The organism is Arcicella sp. BE140, assembly GCF_031456255.1.
Taxonomy (GTDB): Bacteria; Bacteroidota; Bacteroidia; order Cytophagales; family Spirosomataceae; genus Arcicella; species Arcicella aquatica.
Map to the genome: position 1 here is coordinate 54,159 of NZ_JAVDUE010000010.1, position 24,314 is coordinate 78,472.

Annotated in this window: 21 protein-coding genes; 11 read left to right on the forward strand and 10 right to left on the reverse strand. The window is 35.8% G+C overall.

Features of this window, described 5'->3' with window-relative positions:
• Window positions 1-13 precede the first annotated feature (13 nt).
• On the forward strand, window positions 14-763 hold the full coding sequence (locus J2Y60_RS14815; RefSeq protein ID WP_309919549.1) for a DeoR/GlpR family DNA-binding transcription regulator: 750 nt from the start codon (window positions 14-16) through the stop codon (window positions 761-763).
• 168 nt (window positions 764-931) lie between these two features.
• On the opposite strand, the gene J2Y60_RS14820 is transcribed toward J2Y60_RS14815, so the two are convergent.
• Window positions 932-1,396 (reverse strand): DUF3592 domain-containing protein, encoded by a 465-nt coding sequence (locus J2Y60_RS14820; protein WP_309919547.1) that lies wholly within the window; start codon window positions 1,394-1,396, stop codon window positions 932-934.
• Window positions 1,397-1,848: 452 nt separating this feature from the next.
• Window positions 1,849-2,919 (reverse strand): magnesium/cobalt transporter CorA, encoded by a 1,071-nt coding sequence (corA, locus tag J2Y60_RS14825; protein WP_309919544.1) that lies wholly within the window; start codon window positions 2,917-2,919, stop codon window positions 1,849-1,851.
• Between the two features lie 138 nt (window positions 2,920-3,057).
• Here corA and J2Y60_RS14830 point away from each other — a divergent pair, with 138 nt between their 5' ends.
• From J2Y60_RS14830 to truA, 4 genes are all read left to right on the forward strand, one after another.
• The gene (locus tag J2Y60_RS14830) at window positions 3,058-4,281 is read left to right on the forward strand and encodes a serine hydrolase domain-containing protein (protein ID WP_309919541.1); all 1,224 of its coding nucleotides are present in this window, start codon (window positions 3,058-3,060) and stop codon (window positions 4,279-4,281) included.
• A gap of 85 nt (window positions 4,282-4,366) precedes the next feature.
• Window positions 4,367-4,930 carry a nuclear transport factor 2 family protein gene (locus J2Y60_RS14835; protein ID WP_309994672.1) on the forward strand — a complete coding sequence of 188 codons (564 nt, stop codon included), beginning with the start codon at window positions 4,367-4,369 and terminating at the stop codon, window positions 4,928-4,930.
• 158 nt (window positions 4,931-5,088) lie between these two features.
• On the forward strand, window positions 5,089-5,805 hold the full coding sequence (locus J2Y60_RS14840) for a YebC/PmpR family DNA-binding transcriptional regulator (protein WP_309919535.1): 717 nt from the start codon (window positions 5,089-5,091) through the stop codon (window positions 5,803-5,805).
• A 78-nt stretch (window positions 5,806-5,883) separates the two neighbouring features.
• On the forward strand, window positions 5,884-6,615 hold the full coding sequence (gene truA, locus J2Y60_RS14845; protein ID WP_309919532.1) for a tRNA pseudouridine(38-40) synthase TruA: 732 nt from the start codon (window positions 5,884-5,886) through the stop codon (window positions 6,613-6,615).
• A gap of 59 nt (window positions 6,616-6,674) precedes the next feature.
• Here truA and J2Y60_RS14850 read toward each other — a convergent pair whose 3' ends face one another.
• A complete protein-coding gene (locus J2Y60_RS14850) occupies window positions 6,675-9,179 on the reverse strand; it encodes a T9SS type A sorting domain-containing protein (RefSeq protein ID WP_309919529.1) in 2,505 nt (834 codons plus the stop codon).
• Between the two features lie 416 nt (window positions 9,180-9,595).
• Window positions 9,596-12,286, reverse strand: a complete 2,691-nt coding sequence (mutS, locus tag J2Y60_RS14855; RefSeq protein ID WP_309919525.1) for a DNA mismatch repair protein MutS — start codon at window positions 12,284-12,286, stop codon at window positions 9,596-9,598.
• Between the two features lie 429 nt (window positions 12,287-12,715).
• Here mutS and J2Y60_RS14860 point away from each other — a divergent pair, with 429 nt between their 5' ends.
• Window positions 12,716-13,132 carry a hypothetical protein gene (locus J2Y60_RS14860; protein WP_309919522.1) on the forward strand — a complete coding sequence of 139 codons (417 nt, stop codon included), beginning with the start codon at window positions 12,716-12,718 and terminating at the stop codon, window positions 13,130-13,132.
• 57 nt (window positions 13,133-13,189) lie between these two features.
• On the opposite strand, the gene radA is transcribed toward J2Y60_RS14860, so the two are convergent.
• Complete coding sequence (radA, locus tag J2Y60_RS14865) at window positions 13,190-14,566, reverse strand: DNA repair protein RadA (protein ID WP_309919521.1); 1,377 nt, start codon at window positions 14,564-14,566, stop codon at window positions 13,190-13,192.
• A gap of 216 nt (window positions 14,567-14,782) precedes the next feature.
• Between radA and J2Y60_RS14870 the strand changes: the two genes are divergently transcribed.
• From J2Y60_RS14870 to J2Y60_RS14885, 4 genes are all read left to right on the forward strand, one after another.
• Window positions 14,783-15,397, forward strand: a complete 615-nt coding sequence (locus J2Y60_RS14870) for a porin family protein (protein WP_309919518.1) — start codon at window positions 14,783-14,785, stop codon at window positions 15,395-15,397.
• Window positions 15,398-15,655: 258 nt separating this feature from the next.
• Window positions 15,656-16,954: an AAA family ATPase gene (locus J2Y60_RS14875; RefSeq protein WP_309919515.1), complete on the forward strand. Its 1,299-nt coding sequence runs from the start codon at window positions 15,656-15,658 to the stop codon at window positions 16,952-16,954.
• A 10-nt stretch (window positions 16,955-16,964) separates the two neighbouring features.
• Window positions 16,965-17,570, forward strand: a complete 606-nt coding sequence (locus tag J2Y60_RS14880; RefSeq protein WP_309919513.1) for an HNH endonuclease — start codon at window positions 16,965-16,967, stop codon at window positions 17,568-17,570.
• Entirely contained in the window at window positions 17,571-19,007 is a 1,437-nt protein-coding gene (locus J2Y60_RS14885; protein WP_309919510.1) for an AAA family ATPase, read from the forward strand. It begins immediately after the preceding gene.
• Window positions 19,008-19,009: 2 nt separating this feature from the next.
• On the opposite strand, the gene J2Y60_RS14890 is transcribed toward J2Y60_RS14885, so the two are convergent.
• Window positions 19,010-19,696, reverse strand: coding sequence for an NUDIX domain-containing protein (locus tag J2Y60_RS14890; RefSeq protein ID WP_309919507.1), 687 nt, complete (start codon window positions 19,694-19,696; stop codon window positions 19,010-19,012).
• A gap of 137 nt (window positions 19,697-19,833) precedes the next feature.
• Here J2Y60_RS14890 and pyrE point away from each other — a divergent pair, with 137 nt between their 5' ends.
• Window positions 19,834-20,472 carry an orotate phosphoribosyltransferase gene (pyrE, locus tag J2Y60_RS14895; protein WP_309919504.1) on the forward strand — a complete coding sequence of 213 codons (639 nt, stop codon included), beginning with the start codon at window positions 19,834-19,836 and terminating at the stop codon, window positions 20,470-20,472.
• A 362-nt stretch (window positions 20,473-20,834) separates the two neighbouring features.
• On the opposite strand, the gene dprA is transcribed toward pyrE, so the two are convergent.
• The 4 genes from dprA to J2Y60_RS14915 form a co-directional block, all read right to left on the reverse strand.
• Window positions 20,835-21,953 (reverse strand): DNA-processing protein DprA, encoded by a 1,119-nt coding sequence (gene dprA / locus J2Y60_RS14900; protein WP_309919500.1) that lies wholly within the window; start codon window positions 21,951-21,953, stop codon window positions 20,835-20,837.
• 50 nt (window positions 21,954-22,003) lie between these two features.
• On the reverse strand, window positions 22,004-22,372 hold the full coding sequence (locus J2Y60_RS14905; protein ID WP_309919497.1) for a MerR family transcriptional regulator: 369 nt from the start codon (window positions 22,370-22,372) through the stop codon (window positions 22,004-22,006).
• Between the two features lie 86 nt (window positions 22,373-22,458).
• A complete protein-coding gene (locus J2Y60_RS14910) occupies window positions 22,459-23,307 on the reverse strand; it encodes a nucleotidyl transferase AbiEii/AbiGii toxin family protein (protein ID WP_309919494.1) in 849 nt (282 codons plus the stop codon).
• A complete protein-coding gene (locus J2Y60_RS14915) occupies window positions 23,279-24,289 on the reverse strand; it encodes a type IV toxin-antitoxin system AbiEi family antitoxin (protein WP_309919491.1) in 1,011 nt (336 codons plus the stop codon). The genes J2Y60_RS14910 and J2Y60_RS14915 overlap by 29 nt, the downstream gene beginning before the upstream one ends.
• Window positions 24,290-24,314 lie beyond the last annotated feature (25 nt).

Below are 24,314 nucleotides of genomic sequence, written 5' to 3' on the forward strand. Positions count from 1 at the left end.
CTAATTTGGTATCATGTTAAAAGAAGAACGTCAACAAATAATTTTAGATAAGCTAAGTACAGACAAAAAGGTAACTTTGGTTGATTTAGGACAAATACTAAATGTATCTTACGACAGCGTTCGTCGTGACATTATCGAACTCGAAGACAGAGGGCTTTTAAAGAAAGTACATGGGGGTGCTATCGCTAATTCATACCTATCTATCAAGGCAAGCAAAGGATTGGGGATTGTCAATACAGAATTTGTAACGATTGCTAAAAAAGCGATGAAATTGATTGAAAACCACAAAATCATTTTGATGGACGGAGGAACAACCAATTTCTACATTGCTGAGCAACTTCCTAAAAACATGGAGATTACCGTTGTAACCAACAATCCTCATTTGGCTACAGCCTTAGCGGAGCATCCTAAGGTTGAGATAATTTTGTTGGGTGGTTCTTTTTACAAACGTTATCAAATAACCCTTGGGTCAAAGACAGTTCAGGATTTAGAGCACATCCATGCTGATATATATTTCATGGGTACAAACAGCATCAATCCAGAATTAGGCTTGGCTATTCGTCACTATGAAGAATCGTTATTAAAACAAAAAATGATGAGTATTTCAAGGAAAATCGTTACTTGTGTGATAGAGGAAAAAATTAACAGAGAAGAGAATTATAAGGTATGTGATTTTACGGCTCTTGACTATTTAATCACGAGTTTATCGCCTACCGATAATTTACTATCAGGTTTTAGGAATAAAAATGTTGAGATATTGTAACTTTTGTTTGCAAAATATTGCAAACAAATAGATTTAGTAGCACGAGTTTTCAACTCGTGAATAAATAATATACGAGTTGAAAACTCGTACTACTAAAAAAAGCGGTCAGAAATTAGTTTTCTGACCGCTTTTTTGCCTTTAGTTCACGAGTTGAAAACTCGTGCTACACTAAAACATTAATAATGCGCTAGTACATAATAAAACGATTCCAAGAATTAAGAATACTGATGGATTCAAACCTGGGATACTTCTTTCTCCTAAAGCCGAATCATAAGGATTCTCTGGATTATATCTTACCTGCATCGTTTGTCCAACTTGGCTAAGCATAGACATTCCTTTGTCAGCTTCAATTCTGAATTGTCTTCCGTTTACGATAAATGATACAACAGGGAAAAAAATTGGGCTTTGACCTAATTTATCACTGCGTTCATAACGTTTGCTTACTTCCACTACTTCGCCGTTTGTCAATACTGAATGTTGAAGCCATTCACGACGTTTTCTGCTTAAATAAATACCTAAAAATATTAATGCCGCAGCTACGATTATAAATCCAGCCATTACTAATGGTGGTACTCCTTCATAAGTGCCGTGTGGGCCTGATATAAGTAAAATTGAATTAAATGCGCTTTCCATATTCACAAAATTTTAATGATTCTTTGACCGATAGAAGTATAAATCTTAATACTTCTATACAAATTTCATACAAAACTCATTAAAAACCAAGCTGTTACCTTTATAGAGGATTCTACTCAGAAGATTTGTGAAAGGCTTATTTTTGTAAATTTTTATTTTTTTTATTTAACGATTTACTTTTTGAAAGCTGTTTTTCTAAAAAGTCCATTTTTAAAGCTTCAAGTACTTATTTTTTAAACGGACTTCTCTGAAAAAAATATTTTATTGAATTTTAAAGTTTTTTTATTGTACTTTTTCTTGTAAAGGTTTGATTTATAACCTCAATTTTTCAAAAAATACTCTTTTTATAAAGAAGGCATTTAAAAAACATATAAATCAACCAAATAGGTGCTTTATTTCATAAAAACAGGTTTAAAATCAGCCATGTAAATGCAAAAAAAATATTTTTATGTTTACAGCCAGTTTTTCCGTTTAAACCATATCAACATCACAATTACCAATATGACCATTACAATCCACACCACATAATACCCATATCGCCAATGCAATTCGGGCATATTGTCGAAATTCATTCCATATATTCCTGCTACAAAAGTAAGGGGCATAAAAATTACCGAGATAACAGTCAACACTTTCATGACGTTATTCATCTTATTACTTACTTGCGAAAGGTATAAATCCATCAATGATGCACCCAAATCTCTGTAAGAATCGACTGTTTCAATTACCTGCATCACATGGTCTAATACATCCCTTAAATACAGACTAGTATTGGCGGTGATTAACGGAGCTTCTTCTCTGATAAGGCTTGCCAACATTTCACGAAGTGGGAAGATAGTTTTCCTCATTATCGTGAGCTCTCGTTTCATACTATAGAGTTCATTCAATGCTTTTGGATTGGGGTTTTTGATAATATCTTCTTCCAACTGTTCCATGTTTTCAGAAAATTTATCCAGCACCGTAAAGTAATTATCCACGACCAAGTCTATCAAAGCATATAGCAAATAATCAGCCCCATTTTTACGGGTTTTACCCGCAGAGGCTTTGATTCTGGTAAGAATTGGTTCAAAAATATCACGGGAGCGTTCTTCCTGAAAGGATATTACATACCCCTCACCCATCACAAAACTCAGATGCTCTATTTCAGCTTCACGTGTATAGGGGTTATACTCTATCATCTTTAAGGTCACAAAAAGCTGGTCTTCGTTATAATATTCAAACTTGGGCTTTTGGTGGGTATTCAAAATATCTTCTAGTACCAAAGGGTGTAAATTAAACATATCGCCAATGTTTGCTATTACGGCAGGTTCATGAATGCCATCTACGTTCATCCAATAGGTTTTATCATCAGCAAGCTCGACATTAAAGTTGCCAAGATCAGGGACTTCACTAATTTCATACTTTTCGAAGTTGTAGCTAGTCCACCATATTTTAGTTTCAAAACTCACTTCCTGCCCTACATAAGTAAGCGTTCCGGGCGATGTTCCTAAGTTTTTATTTTGAATAATATATCTTTTTGGCATCAGAATCGTTTGATTTAAAATAGTAAAATTGAATTCAATTTAGAGAAGAGATTGGCAATTTTCAAATTCCAGCAGTAAATTGCTTGATTAATCGACCACTCGATAGAAAATATAATCCTTAATCATATCGTGATAATATTGAAATACACAAGACACATTTTTGTAAGTTGTTTTATCTCAGGCATCGTTTTATTAGCCTGCTCACATCAACCCAAGCAATTAGCTAAAAAAACCTCCACTGACGTTTCCATCAGAAATGATAGCATTGCGAAGCTATTCGACCCACAAATAGCTGTCAAAAAAGCGAGTAAGCTAGATACTTTTTTCAAAAAATTGCATAAACTGAATGGATTTAATGGAGCCGTGTTGGTTTCTCAATACGGAAAAATTATTTACAAAAAAGCCTTTGGCTATGCCAATTTTTCGAGCAAAGATACCAATACTACCCAAACGCAATTTCAGTTAGCTTCGGTATCAAAACAATTTACGGCAGTTGCTATCATGCAATTACACGAAAAAGGATTGATTGATTATGATGACCCCGTTTATAAATACATTCCGAATTTTCCTTACGACCCAAGTATTACCATAAAAAGTCTGTTGTCGCATAGTTCGGGCATTCCCAATTATGTGTATTGTTTAGACAAAATTGTCAATAAAAAAGTACCCTTGACAAATAATCAGGTTGTCGATTTGTTTGCTCGTTATAAGCCCGGTATCAATTATTATCCCAATACGAGATTCAACTATAACAATTCAAACTACGCTTTGTTAGCTTATATTGTCGAAAAGCTATCGGGAATGAACTTTAGGGAATATGCCAAAAGAAATTTATTTGCCCCAGCAGGTATGTCAAGAAGTTTTGTGTATGACCCTAGCAAACCCGAATTGAACGCTACAGCCGCCATTGGTTACACCCCTCGTCGCAGAGGTTTCTGGCCAGTACCATTCGACCACCTAGATGGCGTAGTGGGCGACAAAGGAGTATATTCTACCGTGGAAGACTTGTATAAATGGGACATGGCTTTGAACAGCGAGAAATTAGTAAAAATGAGTACCTTGAACGAAGCTTTCTTGCCAGTGCATACTTTTAAAAACTTATTGACCAAAAACTACGGCTATGGCTGGCGTCTTCAATTATTGGATGATGGCACTTGGCTGACCTTCCATACGGGTTGGTGGCATGGATTTAAAAACTATTATATGCACAATAATAGAGACAATTCATCTATCATTATTCTACAGAATGTTTCAAACAGGGCCTTGGGTAGAATAAAAGTAGCACAATCTATTTTATATCCCGACAAAGCATGGTTTTTCATGAGCGGAGAAAACATGCCTGGCGAATTAGAAGTAGAATAATTTGGTAAGAATTACTCAATAATAAAGTATTAAAAAAGTCGTTAAATCATAAAAAAAAGCTAATTTTAGAGGGACAATAACCTTTATGAAAATTACAAAAAACATGAGAATCTCAAAGTTACTCCTCCATTCCTTTTGCTTGTTGTTATGTCTTTCATTTTCTGTAAAGGCACAGAGTGAAGATGATGCTATCAAAACTTGTGTAAATAATTATTTGGATGGTGTTTTAAAAGGTGATGCAGCTCGCTTGAACCTTGCTTTTCACCCAACGGCTATGCTCAGGACTGTAAATACCAATACAGGTGCTTTGCAAGATATTCCCGTAGCTAAATTTATTGCTACGACTCCTGCGGGAGGGATAGAAACAAAAGGCGGTTCGACAAAACTAGTTGGATATTCATACATTGGAGTATCTGCCTTGGCAACGGTGGAATTGCGTTTCGGAGATTTTAAATATGTTGACTTATTGAGTATGCTAAAATTTGGGAACGATTGGAAAATCGTTAGCCGTGTTTTCAGCCGTACAGACTTGGATAGCCAAGTAAAAGGAACTGCTACTTCGGCAAGCCCAGTGGCTGCTACTAACAAACCAGCCGTAAAAAAATCATCTTCTGCCAATGTAAAACCAAAAGCTGATGATGGTTGGTAAGCCAACAACGATATAATTCTTGAGAAGCCCGTGAAATTCATGGGCTTTTTTTATACAATCACAAAGGCTAAAACAAACTCTCCTTTGCGTAAAAACCTAATAATTCCTAACTTTGCAAACTCAAAAAGAAAAGGTAGCAATCACAATTAAAAATAGAAATGGGAAGAGCATTTGAATTTCGTAAAGCAAGAAAATTTAAGCGATGGGGACAAATGGCAAAAACATTTACCAAAATCGGTAAAGATATTGTCATTGCAGTAAAATCGGGTGGACCAGACCCTCATTCAAATTCACGTTTACGGGCCATTATCCAGAATGCCAAGGCAGTAAACATGCCGAAAGACAATGTGGAGCGTGCTATCAAAAAAGCATCATCTAAGGAGCAAGAAGACTATAAAGAGATTGTGTATGAAGGATATGCAGCGCATGGTGTTGCTGTATTAGTAGAATGTACTACGGATAATACCAATCGTTCTATTGCCAACATCAGAAGTCATTTTACAAAATGTGGAGGTAGCGTAGGTACAACAGGGATGTTAGATTTTATTTTCGAACGTAAATCTGTTTTCAAAATTGCTAAAACACCTGATATAGACGTTGAAGAATTAGAATTAGAACTAATTGATTACGGTGCTGACGAGATTTTCTTGGATTTAGAAACCAATCAAGTAAACATCTATGGCGAATTCACTGCCTTTGGAGCTATCCAAAAATTTCTAGAAGAAAAAGGTTTTGAATTATTAGGTGCTGATTTTGAAAGAATCCCGAATGATACCAAAGAACTAAGCGAAGAACAAATGGCCGATGTTGAAAAACTAATCGAACGTTTGGAAGAAGATGACGATGTACAGAACGTGTATCACAATATGAAATAGACTTTCCTTATACATTCATTGAAAAGCCAGAATTTTCTGGCTTTTTTCTTTCATACAATCATTACCTTTTAAAGGCAAATGCGATATTTTATAGAATGCTCATATAAAGGCACAAATTATTGTGGTTGGCAAGCACAGGAAAACTCCCGTACTATTCAGGGAGAGATAGAAAAAGTACTGTCTATCTTATTAAGAAAACAGATTGAAATTGTAGGAAGTAGCAGAACTGATACGGGCGTGCATGCCAAGCACCAAACGGCTCATTTTGATTTGGAAGAAGCCATTCCGAATCCAGCAAACATTGTTTACAGAATGAACAAAATGCTTCCTTTTGATATTTCAATCTTAAACATTTTTCAAGTAGCAGACGACTATCATTCTAGATTCGAGGCAAGTTCACGAAAATACGAATATCATATCTCCAGAAAGAAAAGTCCATTCTTGATAGATTTGTGTTATCAATTCACACCTGAATTGAATATTGACGCCATGAACGAGGCTTGTAAATACTTTTTTCAGTACATAGACTTTGAATGCTTTAGCAAACTTCATTCACAAGTATTTACGTTCAATTGTACCATCATGGAAGCAAGGTGGGAAGAAAGAGAAAATGGTATCTTGGTATTTCATATTAAATCAAACCGATTCCTCAGGGGAATGGTAAGAGCCATTGTGGGGACATTGATTGAGGTAGGAATGGGCAAAATCAGTATCGAAGACTTTGAGAAAATCATTCAGTCTAAAAATCGCCAAAAGGCAGGTGGTGCTGCCCCTCCGCAAGGACTATTTTTGATGGAAGTTAATTATTAATCAGGCTTCAATAAAAATTAGGTATTCAAGAATATTTTCATCCTTGAATACCCAAAATATTACTCAAGGATAAGTTTTTTAGAGATGCTTGTATCGTTATTACTAAAGATGACAATGTAATTCCCCTTTGCTAAATGGTTTAAATCAATTTGATGTGTGTCGCTCTGTTTGATTGGCTGTTCTACTAATTTTATACCTCTAAAATCAACGATTGAAATTTGTCCACTGACTGATTTCGGAAAGTCAATCATCAAAAGTCCTTTGTTTGGATTAGGATATAATTTTAAACCCCAATTTTGCTCCTCCTCTATCCCCAAAACTGATTGCGTAGTAACTGTCAACGCAGCAGCATACAGCGATTCTGTTTTGTCTCCAAAAGCCTTTAAACGATAATAATAATTCGTTTTTTCCGTGAGTGGCATATCCGAAAAATCAGTTCTTGTAGCATCCAATTTGGCTAACTCTACGTAGTTCCCTGCTTCAGTTACTTTTCTTTCTAATACATAACTGGTCGCATTGGGAATACTCTTCCATGTAATTTTAGCATTACTGTAGGTTATTGATTCAGCTTGTAACACAGGCGTCGCTAATAGTGCTGGAGTTTTACTTTCAACAATCGTGTACAACGATTCTGTCAGATTTCCGATGGCTTTAATCCTGTACGCATAGGCGGTATTAGGTGTTAAATCTTTATCAACTAACGTCAACTGATTAGCAGGTTGGGTACTCAATAGTTTAAAATCTTCTGAACCTACTCTTCTTTCAATCTGATAAGCAGTTGATTGGGCAACAGCTTGCCATGAAAGGCTCAGGGAATTGTTGTAAACAACGGTCACAGCCAATACAGGCGTGGCTAAATAGGCAAGTGTTTTAGCTTCAGCATTCGCATACAGCGATTCCCAATAATTACCCACTGCCTTTATGCGATAGGTATAAAGCTCTCCTCCTTTCAAAGATTTGTCTTCATAAACTAACGTATTGGCATTCAATTGAGCCACCTGTTGAAAAGCAGTTGACGCAGTTTTTCTTTCGAGAATATAGCCATTAATACCTGTGATAGCCTCCCATTGTAATTTGATGGTTTCAAAATTAGTGGCTACAGCACTTAGTTTAGTAGTAGGCACTTCCTCTAATTTGAATTCATAAAAAGAAAGTGCTCTCAACCCTTTTTTATTCGTAATGTATGGACCAGTATATGGATAGTCGGGACTAGTGGGTTCGATAAAGGAAGGCAAGTAAGAGATTTTAGTTGCCGAGCTACTCGTATTTAATGTTAAGATTACTTTATTGCCTACGGTCTTCCCACTCACGACATTGCCCGCGACGCCATCCAAATAGAAGAAATCTTTCATCAAAAGATTCCTTGTTTTCTCGTTCCAAGTAAGCTCCTGACCCACTGGAAAAGTGATTGTTATTTCACTTTTATCAGCTTGAGAAAAGTACGCCTTTCGGACGTTAGGTGCATCAATATTATCAGTAGGCGATACATTATAAAAATCACGACCAGCCAACCAGCCCAATTCAGTAGCATTCTGCGTATAGCCTGCTGCAGTATAATGCAGACCATCAAAGCCCGCAGTGCCAACAGAAGCAACCACCTGTAGATTTTGATATTTATCCGCTAAAGCTCTTTGCGTTTCACGCACTTTGGGCGCTTCGCCCACAGCGGGATTAATGATGTCTATTTGATAGACGTAGAGTTGTTTAATAGAGGGTAAATCTAGTTTCAGGTTCTTATAAAATATATCGAAGTAACCTCCAAAATCAGACCCTTCTCCATAAGCTTCCGTTTCACCTTGTCTGTAAATCAGCGCTTTAACGTATTTGTCTACCCCTGCTTTTTGCAAACGATATAACATTCTGCCATACCCATTGGTCAAATCTGCGGGGTTGGATGCCGTGCGATTAGCATGTTGACGAGCTGAAGACCAGTGAAACCCTGCATTAATCAAGCAAGTAGGAATACCAAAGTTATCTAATATGTATTTTTGAAATTCATAGCCAAGCGTTCCTACATTTTTGAAATATACTTCTTGGTTAGATAACGCCCATAGCGTATCGGCTGGATTATAATCTTCAATATTATACGTTCCCGTTATTTTACCAAAGGTTCTACAAAATTCATTGGTCTTGGTCTCGGAAAAAAAAGCGGTAGAGTTTGATTGTCCCGTAAGTACATAAACATCACCAGCGACTACATTTTCTCTAGTAACTAAATCTAAGGAATCTGTTCCTTTTACAGCAAATATTTTAAAGTCGTATTCCGCTTTTTCGGCTTTGATGACTACAGGCGTAAAGGCAAAATTACCAAGGCTATTTTTATAGCTCACGGGCGCTCTTTGATAGGCAATTAATTGCTTGTTGCGATATACTTTGAGGGAAAAATATGACCATCCTTCCAGTTCTATTCTTCCAGAGATAGGGACTGACGCTTCGTTTTTTTCATTTCTTGGATAGAGTTGATAGCTTTGAGGGAGGTTATCAAAAACAGTCGAGTAGAAACGCTGAGAAAACCCAACATTAGCATACAAGATTATTATAAATAGGATAAAAGCTTTTTTCATAAATATTATATCATTGATTTAGACAACTACACGATAACATAATCTTGTGTATTGAACTATAAATTTATAAACATAATCTTATAGTTCAATATTATGACTATTGTTAACAGCAAACTCTTATCACTAGGGAGGGACTTAAGTCCCTCCCTAGTGATAAGAGTTTGACTTTTACCCAGTGCAGAAAAGCATTTTGCCTTTGTTGGTGTTTTTCACCAACAAATCAAGCGTCAGCAACAAACCAAATATTAACTATGAAGGTAACGCGTTGCTGACGCATAGCTTGTTGGAGATAACTCCAACAAAGGCAGAATATTCATATCGAAGGTTTTAAAACCTCAAACCGTGGTCTGTGGCACACAGAACACAAAGCTTAATGTTGTGGTCTGTGTGCCACAGATCACGGTTTTCAACTAAGCTTATTCAATAGCTTTCTTCACCTCGTTTAGTTTCAAAAGTGCTTCGATTGGTGACATTGCATTGATGTCAAGGTGTTTTAATAGCTTTTCTATTTTATCAAATTTAGGATTTGCTTCGCCTCCAAAAATATTCATTTGGAAATTCTGTTTAGGCATTTCCCGAATTGTCTGTCGGTGTTGTTCTTTTGAGCGATTTTTTTCTAGTTCAATCAAAATCTCACTCGCACGATACACCACTGGGTGTGGAATACCTGCCAACTGCGCCACATGAATACCAAAACTATGTTCTGAACCGCCTTCTTTTAGCTTCCTCATAAAAATCACTTTTCCGTTGATTTCCTTTACTGAAACATTAAAGTTTTTGATTCTTGGAAAATCATTCGCAAGTTCGTTCAATTCATGATAGTGGGTCGCAAAAAGTGTTTTAGGGCGATAGTTAGCATGATTATGCAAATGTTCGGCAATTGCCCATGCGATAGACACACCATCATAGGTACTTGTTCCTCTACCAATCTCATCCATCAACACAAGACTTCTATCCGAAAGGTTATTTAAAATACTTGCCGTTTCAGTCATTTCCACCATGAAAGTCGATTCGCCTTTTGAAAGGTTATCGCTTGCTCCTACTCTGGTAAATACTTTATCGACCACCCCAATTTTAGCTTCACTTGCAGGCACAAAACAGCCAATTTGTGCCATTAACACAATCAGGGCCGTCTGACGCAACAGGGCTGACTTACCAGCCATGTTTGGTCCTGTGATAATGATAATTTGTTGGCTCGAATCATCCAGAAACAAATCGTTAGGCACATAATTTTCTCCTAAAGGCAATTGCTGTTCAATAACTGGGTGGCGACCGTCTTTAATAACAAGTTCTTTACTATCAGACACTTGTGGTTTGGCATAATTATTTTTCTCCGCAATTTTTGCAAAATTGGTCAATACGTCCAATACCGCAATGATTTTAGCATTCTGTTGAATCTGATGCACATAATCATTGGCGACATTCACTAATTCATTAAAAATTCTAAACTCAATAACGGCAATTTTATCTTCTGCCCCCAGAATAGTCTCTTCATATTCCTTTAATTCGGGGGTAATATATCGTTCGGCATTCACTAAGGTTTGCTTACGAATCCAATCGTTCGGCACTTTATCTTTATGGGCATTGGTCACTTCCAGATAATATCCAAATACTTTATTGAAAGAAACCTTTAGCGACGAAATCCCTGTACGATCTATTTCACGGTTTTGTAGCTGTAATAAAAAGTCTTTCCCCGTATGAGCAATCCCTAAAAGCCTGTCTAATTCTTCGTCTACTCCAGCCTTAATCATACCCCCTTGGTTCGTCACAATCGGCAATGACTCATCACGCAACTCATTTTCAATTTTATCTAACAAAAACTGACAAGGATTCAACTGGTCGGCGTACTTCCGTAACATCGTTACATTGGCAGTCTGAGCCGATTTTGTTTTGTCTTCAGAATGCACTGAATTTATCAACAACTCTCTGATAGGCTCTATACGTGACAAGGCTCTTTTTAACGTGGCGAGTTCACGCGGATTGATTCTACGAACAGCTACTTTGGAAATAAGGCGTTCTAAATCTCCAATAGGTTTTAGCTGTTGCTCAATAAACTCACGTAAATCGGTATTCTCTTTGAAAAACGAAACCGTTTCTAAACGCTCTTGAATCAAAGATTTTTCTTTCAAAGGTAATACTAGCCATTTTCTGAGTAACCTTGCTCCCATTGGAGTCATGGTTTGATCAAGAATCTGAATCAAGGAGATACCCCCTTCTTGTTGAGCAGAGACCAATTCTAAATTGCGAATGGTAAACCTATCCAACCACACATATTTTTCTTCTTCCAGTCGATTGATTCTGGAAATATGGCTTACCTCTTTATGTTCTGTTTCTGCCAAATAGTGCATCACTACCCCCGCAGCAATGATACCTTCTGCCAAAGATTCTATCCCAAAACCTTTTAATGAATTGGTTTTGAAATGATTGGTTAGCAATGGATAGGTAAAATCACGGGTAAACGCCCAATCATCAATGCCAAATGTATTGAACTTATCACCAAACAACGCTGTAAATTCTTGTCGATTCTTCTTACAAAAAAGCACCTCTGAAGGGCCAAAACTTTGCAAAAGTTTTTCGATATAAGCAGGACTTCCTTGCGAGCATAGAAATTCCCCCGTAGAAATATCCAAGAAAGCAATCCCTATGATTTCCGAAGAAAAAGAGGAAAAACTAATAGCCGCTAAGTAGTTGTTTTGCTTGGTATCAAGTACATTATCGTTATAAGAAACCCCAGGGGTAACTAATTCGGTAACGCCTCGTTTTACAATACCTTTGGCAGTAGCAGGGTCTTCTAGTTGGTCGCAAATAGCTACACGTTCACCCGCACGGACTAAACGTGGTAAATAAGTATCTAAGGAATGGTGTGGAAAACCAGCCAGATGGTCGTCGGCAGTACCGTTATTTCTACGCGTAAGCGTAATACCCAAAATCTTTGAAGCACGCACGGCGTCTTCCCCAAAAGTTTCGTAAAAATCACCTACTCTGAATAATAGTAATGCTCCGGGGTAACGCGCTTTTATTTGATTATACTGTTTGGCAAGGGGTGTTTCGTTCGCTTTTTTGATGGGTTTAGTTGTGTCGTCAGTATTTTTAGAAGGTCTTGCCATGTGATTATTAAAAAAATTCAATCCGTATTATTTGCTCAAAAAGTAGGCTGAACATCAATGATTGAAAATCAAATTAACTATTGAAAATGAATAATGTATATGTTTTTACAAAAATACAAACTTGCCGTTAAGACTTCTAAAAAGTGGGAAAAGAATTGAAGAATATTGAAAATATACGCTATATTGAAATGGATTTAATAAGTAATATATTTCTTAAATAGATTATATTCTTATTCCTAAAAAATATATAACATTTTGATTAAAATCAGTTATAAACCGCTTAAACATCGATTTTAAACCCCAAAAATGTATATTAAATTATTCGTACAAATATTTCTATTTCAATAAAATGCCATAAAAATTTGAGTTGGGAATACCGTCAAAAAATAACATACTAACCATAATTTATACTATAATATCCGCCTTATTATGAAATCAGAAAACCTTTGGCCAGAATTTTCTCTGAATAAACCCGTACGCAGTCCCAAAGTAGTTTTATTGGAGCAAGCTAGTTTTTTGGAACAAATCACCCAACAAACGATTAAAGCAAGTATCAGGAAAACGATTGAAAACAATAGTGGCATCATTAAGTATATCTTTGAAATAGAAGCCCCTGATACTAAAATCCTCAATTCAAAAGGGTATCGGTATTCACTATTAACAATCGAACAAAAATCGCTATTTTTTTATCCTTGTAGCATCTACCTAGACTCAACCTTATATTCTTCTGCCATAGAAACAGAGGAAGCGTTAACGAAGCATTTAAAAGAAATTTTCAATAGTGTCAAGACTCAGAATATCATTTATACCTTAATTTCATTGAGTATACATGGATATGAGTTATAAAAATAATCCTCCTACTTTTATCGTCAACAAGGTAAAAGTGGGAGTATTATTTTTAAACTACTTCCTCAATATCTGCATAAACACTTCATCCAATCTTGAAGCCATCCTGACTTTGATTTTATAATTATTTACATCCAATCCTTTGGCATTAAACTTTGAAATCCATATTTCTTTAAAGCCTAATTTTTCGGCTTCGGAAATACGATTTTCAATGCGATTAACCGCCCTGATTTCTCCGCCTAGCCCTACTTCTGCCGCAAAACAGATGGTACTCGGAATAGAAATATCTTCATAAGAAGACACGATGGACGCACAAACAGCCAAATCAATGGCAGGGTCTTCTACTTTCAAACCTCCTGCAATGTTCAAGAAAACGTCTTGATTGCCTAGCCTAAATCCTCCTCTTTTTTCCAATACCGCCAATAGCATATTCAACCGTTTAGCATCAAATCCTGTCGAGCTTCGTTGCGGTGTGCCATAAGTGGCGATAGAAACTAGCGACTGGGTTTCTATCAACAACGGGCGATTGCCCTCTAGCATAGCCCCGATGGTAATTCCCGAAAAATCTTCGTCCCTTTGTGAAATCAAAATTTCGGAAGGGTTAGACACCTCTCTTAGACCCGAATTGAGCATTTCATAAATGCCTAGTTCAGACGTGCTCCCGAAACGGTTTTTGGTAGTGCGTAGAATCCTATACGCCAAATGGCGGTCGCCTTCAAACTGAAGGACGGTATCCACCATGTGTTCTAGTACCTTGGGGCCCGCCAATGAACCATCTTTGGTGATGTGTCCTATGATAAACACAGGCGTACCCGATTCTTTAGCAAACTTCATCAATTCAGCCGCACATTCTTTTACTTGCGACACACTGCCTGCTCCTGCCTCAATAAAAGACGATTGTAGCGTTTGGATAGAATCAACAATCAGGATGTCAGGTTCAAAAGTCTCTACTTGCTTAAATATATTCTGGGTTTGGGTTTCTGTCAGGATAAAACAATTGTCGCTTTTATTTTCCAACCGCTCTGCCCTCATCTTGATTTGATGTTCAGATTCTTCCCCAGAAACATATAATACTTTGTAGTTATCAAGCATCAACGCAATTTGGAGCATCAATGTTGACTTCCCAATGCCCGGTTCACCGCCTATCAATACTAAAGAACCTAATACGATGCCTCCTCCTAATACCCTATTTAACTCTCTATCTTTTGTTAAAATTCGGTCTTGTTCCTGATAATTAATCTCTTGAATAGCCCTAGGTTTTGACGCAACTTTCAAAGAAGTAGACACTTTCCAAGAGCCTTTTGTCGGTTCATCCTTCTGTACCACTTCCTCCACGAAGGTATTCCACTCGCCACAAGCAGGGCATCTCCCCAACCATTTAGGAGCCTGATTCCCACAGTTTTGACAGAAAAATGAGGTTTTTACTTTTGCCATATTTACATTTAACACACTCATTATCAATAGATAACAAGAAATATAATTTTCTACTTAATCCTGTGCTAGGATTATATTTACATTTATTTGTCAATTACTTATTTAAAATCAAAAATACCTACCGTTTACTAAATTATATTAAAAAAAACGAAGAATAAAGTACTTCTAGTTTAAAATATACCGTTATATTGTCGTTGAAATAAACTCTTACTTATGATGAAAAGAAAAATCTTATTACTCCTCGTCCTATTTTGTTTGACAAAAACCAGTAGTGTTTTTGCTCAATTTACCTTCGGTATCAAAGGTGGTGTAAACTTTTCTCAATTAAAAACTGATTTCAAAAATCAGTCGGCTGGGGCAAATCTACAGCAAAGTTTAGATACAAAAACGGGTTATGTTGGTGGTGTATATTTCCGTATCGGGAAAACGATATTTTTACAGCCAGAATTAATTTTCTCGGCAAAAGGTGGAAGCATGGACTTTAATTCAAAAAAAGTAAACGTTGATTACACAAGTATTGATGTACCTTTATTAATTGGCTATAAATTTGGTCCTCTTCGTCTGAATGCTGGCCCTTTAGCGTCATTTAAAGTATCAGAAAGTATTGGTGATGATTTGAAAAACTATTCAAACAACATTGGAGACTCCTTCAAAAATGCCTCTTATGGCTATCAGGCAGGTGCTGGGTTAGACATTGGCTCATTATCAGTAGATTTACGTTATGAAGGTAGCCTTTCAGACATCTCTAATGTAGTCGATTTATCAAAAAGTATAAACTATTCACAAAAAGGTAACCTTTGGCAAATGACTATTGGGCTTAGGGTATTCTAAGTATTTAGTATTGTATAGTGATAGTAAAAGTGTCAGATTTCATGGTCAATATACCTGAGATTTGACACTTTTTTATTGCTGTCTTCTTTCAATCAATGGCTTTTCTTACTTTTGTATTTATCAAAATACTATTTTCCCAATAGTTAAACACCTACTCAAGAACAAACTTAGCATTTTGAAAATATGTTACTGATTTAGACCTGATAAGTAATTGCATCAATATTTTGAGTATTTTTAAGAAAACAAGCCAAAGATATCATGGAAAATTTTCGGATAGAAAGTTTAGAAATCAATAAAATAGGAGCTTTTGAGCACCTAAAAATGGACTTTCCTAAAAAGACTGACCCTGAAAAAGCTGAAATCCATATTTTGACTGGTGAGAATGGGACTGGGAAGACGACGATATTGGAGGCTTTGGTTCTGCTTGGCGAATCTATTTCCGATAATGAAAAAAGAAAGATTTTCAATAAAAGTACTCATGCTGGCAAAGAAAGTAATATTAGAATAACAACATCTAATAATTATGAGAAAGTAGCATGGAAGGGAGGAAATAAAGAGGATGCTATTGAGGGAGAACCACAAATGGGACCAAAACCTAAAAGTTTAGAAAATTATCTGGACTATGATTTTAATTTACCTTCTGATTTTTCTCTTCTCTATTTTGCCATGTTTGCTTATTCTGGAAATAGAAGCATTAAAAATGAAAAGATAATTGGGCCAAAGGAAATTAAAGATAACCCTTTATTGAATTCCTTAGACTTTAATTCTTCCATTAATACAGAAAACCTTTTCCAATGGATTATTAATACAAAATTTCGTGAATTAAGAGCAAGAGATAAAGGCGATATTAAAAATGAAAAATTATACAAAGATTCTCTTAAAAAACTTGAAGATATAATCTCTGATTTAACTGATCAAAAAACCGTATTTGATTTTGATGACAATTTTAATGTCTTAGTTAAAATTGATAGATTAGTTTTCTCTTTTAACATACTTTCAGATGGTCTTAAATCAATGATTTCATGGATTGGAGACCTTTTAATGAGAATGGACAGGCTAAATTGGATTAATGATTTACCAATCTTCGAACGTAATTTCATTCTCTTCCTAGACGAAATAGAAGTTCATCTTCATCCAGCTTTGCAACGTAAAATTCTGCCTGTGGTTCAGAAACTCTTTAAAAATGCACAGATTTTTATTTCTACGCACTCACCTTTTGTAGTGGGTTCTGTAGATAGTGCTTACGTACATAAATTAAAAAAAGTGGGAGTTTATGCAGTTTTGGATGGCGACCCTATTTTATCGGAAGATGGAAAAAGTGTCCGTAGAATTTTAGATGAAGTATTTGGAATCAATGAACAATATGGCATAAATGTAGAGGATGATTTAAAAAAATTCAGAGATTTCAGACAAAAAATAATGATGGGTCAAGAATATGATATTAAAGAGTTCGATAAACTTGTTAAACATTTAGCTTCTCAAAGTACTGAATTAGAGCAAATGATGGGCATGGAAATGAATCAACTTAGAAGAATCACTCACAAAGCATTAATATAGTTTTTACACAATGAAAAATTTTATTAGAAAAGAATGTCCTATCATCTTAATAGAGCCTTTTTCTAAAACCAATCAAACACCTAGATGGGTTGTTTACGGTGAACGATATGCCAAACAGCAAAATCGTTCGTACTATAATTATCCTACAATCAACAACCAGAAATTAAACAATATCATATTACCCATTTTAATGGAACAAACTGACAATCATTGTTCCTATTGTGATGGTTTTCCATTATTAAGTGCTGATGAAACAATTGACCATTTTAAACCAAAATCCAAATTTCCTCATGAAGTTTGTCGCTGGGAAAATTTATACATTGCTTGTGCGCATTGTCAACATGTAAAAGGCACTCAATATGATGATTTATTACTGCGTCCCGACGAAACAACTTATAATTTTAATGATTATTTTTTCTACGATTATACAGAACATAAAATTAAAATTCTTCCTAGTTTACCTGCTGACAAATTACGAAAAGCAGAAATAACGTGTGAAATTTTAAGCTTTAATCACAAAGCTATGGTTGAAAGCCGAATACAGTCTTACGAAGGGTTTAATGATAAACCTGATTATCCTAGAGAATTATTAGCATATCGCTTTATTTTTGAATAAATGTCAACAGAAAAACCCACCCCCTCTTTCTTACTACGCCAAAAGTTTCCTTTTGAACCTACCAATGGGCAATTAGACCTTTTCCTGAAAATGGATAAATTTATCCCTAATCAAGATGATTTTGGACCTTTATGCTTTTTATTGAAGGGTTATGCTGGTACGGGTAAGACTACCGTGCTAAGTACGATTATGAAGGTGTTGCCTAAATTTGGCTACAAAGCTATCCTCCTTGCTCCTACGGGGCGAGCGGCTAAGGTGATGGGGAACTATTCCAAAAACAAAGCGCTGACGATACATAAAAAGATTTACAGACAAGTGGCTAATCAATATACGGGTAGTTTGGAGTTTCAATTACAGAATAATTATGCGACCAAAACTATTTTTATCATTGATGAGGCCTCTATGATTTCGGATGATGCTGAATTTGGTACTCCAGGATTATTGACCGACTTGATGAAATTTATTTTTACACATCCTGAAACAGATTATAATTTCAATAAAGTGATTTTTGTGGGCGATACCGCCCAATTACCTCCTGTGGGTAAATTGATGTCTCCTGCCCTTGAAAAAGGGTATATGGAGGGTCAGTTCCATGTGGGTGTAATGGAGCAGGAATTGACCGAAGTAATGCGTCAGGATGCAGAATCAGGCATTTTGTTTAATGCGACCAATTTGCGTGATATTTTGAAAGATGAAAAACCTCAAATTAGTTTTAATACAAAAGGTTTCAAGGATTTCTTTAAAATGACGGGGGAGAAACTGGAAGATGGTTTAAATTATGCTTACCGAAAGTTTGGTCGCGAAAATACCATTATCCTGACACGCTCTAACAAAACGGCTGTGCAGTATAACCGTTATATTCGTCAGCAAATCTTTTCGATGGAAGATGAATTATCGACGGGCGATTTACTCATGATTGTTCGAAATAATTATCATTGGCTTGCGGAGGATTCGCCTGCGGGCTTTTTGGCCAATGGCGATTTCGTGGAGGTGATGAGAATCAGGGGTATCGAAGAGATGCACGGTTTTAGGTTTGCTACGCTTACCCTCAGACTGCTTGATTATGAAGACCACCCGACCATCGATGCCAAAGTAATGTTGAGTACGCTTTATACCAACACATCTGCGATGTCTAAAGATGAAAACAAAGCCTTGTATGATTCTGTTTCGGCTGATTATGCCCACATAGCCAGTAAAAAACACAGAAACGAAGACATCAGGAAAGACCCTTATCTGAATGCCCTACAGGTGAAATTTGCTTATGCCCTTACCTGCCATAAGTCGCAAGGGGGACAATGGAATGCAGTCTTTGTTGAGCAAGGTTACCTAACTGACGAAAATATCAACGAAGACTTCATCAGATGGCTTTACACGGCTGTCACCCGTGCAACCCATGAAGTATTTCTATTGAATTTTCATACAGACTTTTTTGATTGAGGCTATTTTTCTTCTCCTTCGTAAAAGTATTTTTTCAAGACAAAGCGAATAGAATAATAGGAATTAATCATTGCGGTATGGATTTGTTTTCTATCCATCCACTCTAGTTTTTCAATGCCTTCCTCCAACTGAGGTTTCATTTTGCCAGCATCAATCAGTTCCATTGAATACCATTTTGTTTGTTTCAAAATAGCTTCGTTTTTGTAAGTATAAGTGTGGTAAGTAGTACAGATTTTTTCATCTAATTTGGCTTTTACATTACATTCCTCTTCTACTTCACGCACGGCAGCTACTTTGAATGATTCGCCTTTATCGAGTTTACCTTTGGGCAAGTCCCATTTTTTCAAACGATACATCATCAATACTTTGCCATGCTCATTTCTCACTACGCCCCCTGCTGCTCGCACAACTTTGTATTGAGATTTGATTTGGTCTTCAGTAGCATCTTTATTCTCTGAAACTAACGTGATCGATTGTAAGTTAGGAAGCTCTTCGTTTTTTAAAATAGTAAATAACCTAGAGACCGTCGGAGAAAGCACATTGATAATCAATACGTGTCCTTGTAGACTATTGGCTTTAATGGCTTCTAGCTGAGCATCTATTAAGTGGTCAAATTCTGTTGATGTGAGTGCTTGGGCTTTCTTTTTCCCAATGACCTTGATAGGTCTTTCGTTAATGAAAATTATCATTTTTAGTTTGATTGGTCCCTAATGATTTGCTCGTGAATTAAAATGAATATTTATATTTCATCGTAAAATTAAACTTTTGTTACGAAACATTACTGAGAGTTTTTAATTTTGCACATAGATTTAACAAAAACCCCAAAATGGCACAACGTACTCTTGCAGAAACAGTCGCTTCTATGTTACTTGAAGTTAAGGCTGTTCGACTAAGCCCCGACCAACCTTTCAAATGGGCATCTGGCTGGAACTCACCTATTTACTGTGATAATAGAATCACACTTTCGTATCCAAAAGTGCGTACTGCTATCAAAAATGGGCTTGCATCGGCTGTTAAAGCTTATTGGAGCGATGTTGATATTATTGCTGGCGTTGCTACGGCAGGTATTGCACAAGGAGCATTAGTAGCAGATTGGCTCGACCTTCCTTTCTGTTATGTTCGTCCCGAACCTAAAAAACATGGCATGGGCAACCAAATTGAAGGAAAAATTAAAGCTGGCCAAAAAGTAGTTTTGATTGAAGACCTAGTATCAACAGGTGGCAGTTCTTTAAAAGCAGTAGATGCTTTGCGTGAAGCTGGAGCAAACGTATTAGGAATGGTTTCTATTTTCACGTATGGTTTTGAGATAGCGGACAAAAATTTTGCTGAGAAAAACTTGAAAGTGTATACTTTAAGTAATTATGAAACACTTATTAAAGAAGCGGTAGCTAAAAATTATGTTTCTGAAAGTCAGCAAATTACTTTGCAAGAATGGAGACATAATCCTTCTGAATGGAAAGTATAATCAGCTATTAGCTAAATATAAATTTATTATCGTCTAGTCCTTACTTTTCTTGTCTTGATACAAGAAAAGTAACAAAAGAAAATCAAGAATTCCTAAACTCGCTCCGCTCAAACAGTAGGAATTCGATGTCCCTCAATCACATAAAAAGCGGTTTAAATTAATTTTAGACCGCTTTTTATAATTTAAAAATCGGGATGACTCATATTTATGATTGATGTTTTCCGAATTCCTACTGTTTGAGCGGAGCGAGGCGGTTCGCCGCTGCGATTAGGAATTCTTGATTTTTTTGTTACTTTTTGTATCAAGACAAAAAGTAAGGTCGAGTATAAACTCTAAAGCTGAAATCGAAAAGACGATTATGATTACCGCATTGAAATAGCATATTTCTTCCCCGGCAAGGATTTCAGTACCCCTTGAAATTCCAAATTCAATAATAATGACGATAATTTGGCAATGTGAATCTGAGACTGCCAAGCCAATACATCAATTTCCATTACCTGATTTTTATGGAGCAATGCCATCACCTGACTTTCATCGTCAGTAAAATTGGTCAAGTCTAATGTATTTTTGAAGCTATTATTTTTCTCATGCCCCGCTAAATCCCAATTCAACGTTTCAACGATATCCTTGATACTGGTATAAATCTCTGCCTTTTTTTCTTTGATTAGCTTATTACAACCTTCTGAAAAAGATTTGCCTAGCTGTCCCGGCACTGCGAAAATATCACGATGGTAATTATTGGCATATTCTGCCGTAATCAAAGCTCCTCCTTTTACGGCGGCTTCAATGACAATTGTCACGTCTGACATTCCAGCTATTATCCTATTTCTTTGCGGGAAAAATCTTGGGTCAGGTTGAACGCCAAACATCTGCTCAGTAAGAATCCCGCCTGTTTCCTGCATTTGAATAGACGTGTTTTTATGCTGATAAGGATAAATAAAATCGATACCACTAGCCATTACTCCCAACGTAGGAACATCGTTTTTCAAGCAAGCCTTATGGGCTACGATGTCTATCCCATAAGCCAATCCACTGATTACTAAAGGATTAAAATCTTTTAAATCTTCAACTAATTCTTCCGTAACATTTCTGCCATATTCAGTACATTGCCGAGTGCCTACTATGGCCACTGTCTTGGAATGATTCAAATTGGCATTCCCTTTATAATACAATAATACTGGCGCATCATAAAGCTGTTTTAGGCGGTTCGGGTAGTTTTTATCGGTATAAAACAGCAAATCAACCTGTTGTCTATCTGCTTCTTCAATGATGGCAAATGCTTTGTCTAGCACAGACCTATCTTGAAGATTCAGGGCTAATGTTTTACCAATATTCGGGATTTTAAGTAGTTTGGAAACAGGTGTTTTAAAGACTTGCTCGGCAGAGCCACAGTAGCTAATAAGTTGACGAATAAGCACATCACCGATTTTAGGAATCAAGGTTAGTGCAACCTGATAGGGTAAATTTTCTTTTGTAGACATATTAATAAGGTAGAATTTGATAAACTTTTAAGGCACTTTAACTATTAAGGTCAACTATTAGCTGGTTTTTCCGACTCCTCGTTTGGCTCATCCATCGCTTCTCGGAGACTCTTCATAAATTTTTTAATTTCTGTTAACTTATCGATAATTGCTTGGTTCTCTTGTTTTTTACGTTTCTGATGCTCTAATGCCCTTTTCGCCCCTTCAATCGTATATCCTTGATTTTCAACCAAATCCACAATCTCTTCAAGATGTTTGATATCCTCTTGCGTATATTTTCTATCGCCCGAGCGGTCACGTTTTGGTTCAAGCGTTGGAAATTGCTCTTCCCAAAAACGAAGTTTAGAGATATTCATATCAAACATCTGTGCAACTTCCGAAATTGAATAATATCTTTTGGTTAGGGCAATACTTTCCATTTAATAAACAAATAAACAAAATAAGGATTTAATAAACATTACAAAGATAGAACTTTTGTATAACACTTGACGGAGTAACTAAAAGTTTAACTTATTTCTCTAATTCCCCTCAAAAGTTCATCCAAAATTTCTTTCCAAAAACTAATATTGGTATTGGGTATTTGCGTAACTAATATTCTCAACATATAACTTTCTTGGCTGAGTATAATTTCATCCTCAATAATTGTTTGTATCCTATTATCAAGTGCTTGAGACAATGCCAAAATATTTCTCATTTCTCGTCCTAATACTCTTGCTGCAATATATTCTATTCCTAAATCCTCATCAAATAAATCTTGATGAAAATCATAGATATCATCACTAGCTATATCGAAATAGTTTTTTAAAATCATTCCAATATCCACAATATCTTTTCCTCTATCTTCTGGACGGTCGTTGAACGCGATAAATTTTAAAATAACAATTCCTTCTAACTTTGCTAATTTAAAGACCAATCCATTTTCATTCACTTTAATGACTCCTCTTTCAAAAACCTCCTTAATTCCGACCACATCTATTTCAGGAAAAGCCCGACTATTTAAAAACACTTTTCCATCCTGTTCAACCGCTCCAAATGGCAACAAATCAATTTGAATACCATGAGCATCAAATACTAAAATAGGATTTTCGCTATGAATCGTAAAGCCTTCTGAGGCTACTAAATACTCTTTTATTGCTTCAAATTTTAAATTATCAGCAATTTGAATCGCTATATCAATATCTTTAGTCCCTTTGGTCTCTATGTTTTGTTTTGAAAACCAATAATCTCTAGCCAAAGCCCCAATGACATAAAAATCAATTCCGATATTAATAAAGGCTCTTTCAAAAGCTTCAAAAACACTCCTTAAGGTTGTTGTTCTTATTTCGTCATACCTTATTTTGAATGAATTTTTCATGGATTTTCTGTGCAGTTTCTTGATTTCTATAATCTGTAGAATTTATTAAATCGGCATAGACTAATAAAGGACTTACTGTTTGAGTAGTACTTTCATCCATTTTTGCAAATGAATGAAATACGTCAATATTTCCTAAATTATCAGGAACGAGCCTATATTTTTTCATAAGTTCACTTCTTCCATCTTCTGTATAAAGTGTAAGATTTATAGCCCTTAGATAGTCTGTCAAGATTTCGGCAGCAGCTTCTCCCCCCCACTTACTCTTATTATCTAATACTATATCTTTCCAGCCTACATTGGCTAAGCTTCTATATTTTCCAATATACAAAGTTGGTTTAAGTTTTGCATCATATTCAATCACCCAACGTTCAAATAATTTTGGAATATTTGACAAATAATCCTTTTTATCATCAAGTGGAATGATAAACCCTAAGTTTTTTAGGGTTTGAATAGTTTTATGCACTGTGTCAAGACTAACTTGAGCGACCTCCGACATTCTACGATAAGTTGTCTGTAAAAGAGCAGGATGTTCAAGCAAATGAAACACAAGTTTTAAACCATTTTTTGTCAATGTTTTCTTTACAGAAGGACTATTCCTTTCATAAAGTTTTGATGGATTTATTTTATTATTTTCAACAAAATAAAAGACATTCGGATATTTAATATAAGCATTCCCAGTAATCTCTAAGTAATTAATATGAAATGCTCTTAACTTCTTGCGTAAATCAGGAATAATACTTTCAGCAATTACGATAAAATGCTCATGCTCATTATTCTGCAATAATATCTTTGCAATATGAGCATTTTGTAGTTTGGTTTTTATCTCAACTGATAAATTTATTTCTTGGTTATTTTCTTTATCTTTTATCGTTAAAAATCCATCTATTTTATCATCCTTGCTGGGTTGAAATGTTGCTTCTAAATGACTTATTTCTCCCAAAGTCTCTATTGCCAAATAGGCTATTTCTTGTTGATTTTCCATTTTGTTCGGATTTTATATATTGTTC

What these genes read in the sequence shown, in the direction of transcription:
- J2Y60_RS14880 (WP_309919513.1), top strand. Translation starts at nt 16,965, where the DNA reads ATGAAAAATTTTATTAGAAAAGAATGTCCTATCATCTTAATAGAGCCT.
- J2Y60_RS14815 (WP_309919549.1), top strand. Translation starts at nt 14, where the DNA reads ATGTTAAAAGAAGAACGTCAACAAATAATTTTAGATAAGCTAAGTACA.
- corA (WP_309919544.1), bottom strand. Translation starts at nt 2,919, where the DNA reads ATGCCAAAAAGATATATTATTCAAAATAAAAACTTAGGAACATCGCCC.
- dprA (WP_309919500.1), bottom strand. Translation starts at nt 21,953, where the DNA reads ATGTCTACAAAAGAAAATTTACCCTATCAGGTTGCACTAACCTTGATT.
- J2Y60_RS14915 (WP_309919491.1), bottom strand. Translation starts at nt 24,289, where the DNA reads ATGGAAAATCAACAAGAAATAGCCTATTTGGCAATAGAGACTTTGGGA.
- radA (WP_309919521.1), bottom strand. Translation starts at nt 14,566, where the DNA reads ATGGCAAAAGTAAAAACCTCATTTTTCTGTCAAAACTGTGGGAATCAG.
- truA (WP_309919532.1), top strand. Translation starts at nt 5,884, where the DNA reads ATGCGATATTTTATAGAATGCTCATATAAAGGCACAAATTATTGTGGT.
- J2Y60_RS14840 (WP_309919535.1), top strand. Translation starts at nt 5,089, where the DNA reads ATGGGAAGAGCATTTGAATTTCGTAAAGCAAGAAAATTTAAGCGATGG.
- J2Y60_RS14835 (WP_309994672.1), top strand. Translation starts at nt 4,367, where the DNA reads ATGAAAATTACAAAAAACATGAGAATCTCAAAGTTACTCCTCCATTCC.
- mutS (WP_309919525.1), bottom strand. Translation starts at nt 12,286, where the DNA reads ATGGCAAGACCTTCTAAAAATACTGACGACACAACTAAACCCATCAAA.
- J2Y60_RS14875 (WP_309919515.1), top strand. Translation starts at nt 15,656, where the DNA reads ATGGAAAATTTTCGGATAGAAAGTTTAGAAATCAATAAAATAGGAGCT.
- J2Y60_RS14820 (WP_309919547.1), bottom strand. Translation starts at nt 1,396, where the DNA reads ATGGAAAGCGCATTTAATTCAATTTTACTTATATCAGGCCCACACGGC.
- J2Y60_RS14890 (WP_309919507.1), bottom strand. Translation starts at nt 19,696, where the DNA reads ATGATAATTTTCATTAACGAAAGACCTATCAAGGTCATTGGGAAAAAG.
- J2Y60_RS14910 (WP_309919494.1), bottom strand. Translation starts at nt 23,307, where the DNA reads ATGAAAAATTCATTCAAAATAAGGTATGACGAAATAAGAACAACAACC.
- J2Y60_RS14860 (WP_309919522.1), top strand. Translation starts at nt 12,716, where the DNA reads ATGAAATCAGAAAACCTTTGGCCAGAATTTTCTCTGAATAAACCCGTA.
- J2Y60_RS14905 (WP_309919497.1), bottom strand. Translation starts at nt 22,372, where the DNA reads ATGGAAAGTATTGCCCTAACCAAAAGATATTATTCAATTTCGGAAGTT.
- J2Y60_RS14885 (WP_309919510.1), top strand. Translation starts at nt 17,571, where the DNA reads ATGTCAACAGAAAAACCCACCCCCTCTTTCTTACTACGCCAAAAGTTT.
- J2Y60_RS14870 (WP_309919518.1), top strand. Translation starts at nt 14,783, where the DNA reads ATGAAAAGAAAAATCTTATTACTCCTCGTCCTATTTTGTTTGACAAAA.
- J2Y60_RS14850 (WP_309919529.1), bottom strand. Translation starts at nt 9,179, where the DNA reads ATGAAAAAAGCTTTTATCCTATTTATAATAATCTTGTATGCTAATGTT.
- pyrE (WP_309919504.1), top strand. Translation starts at nt 19,834, where the DNA reads ATGGCACAACGTACTCTTGCAGAAACAGTCGCTTCTATGTTACTTGAA.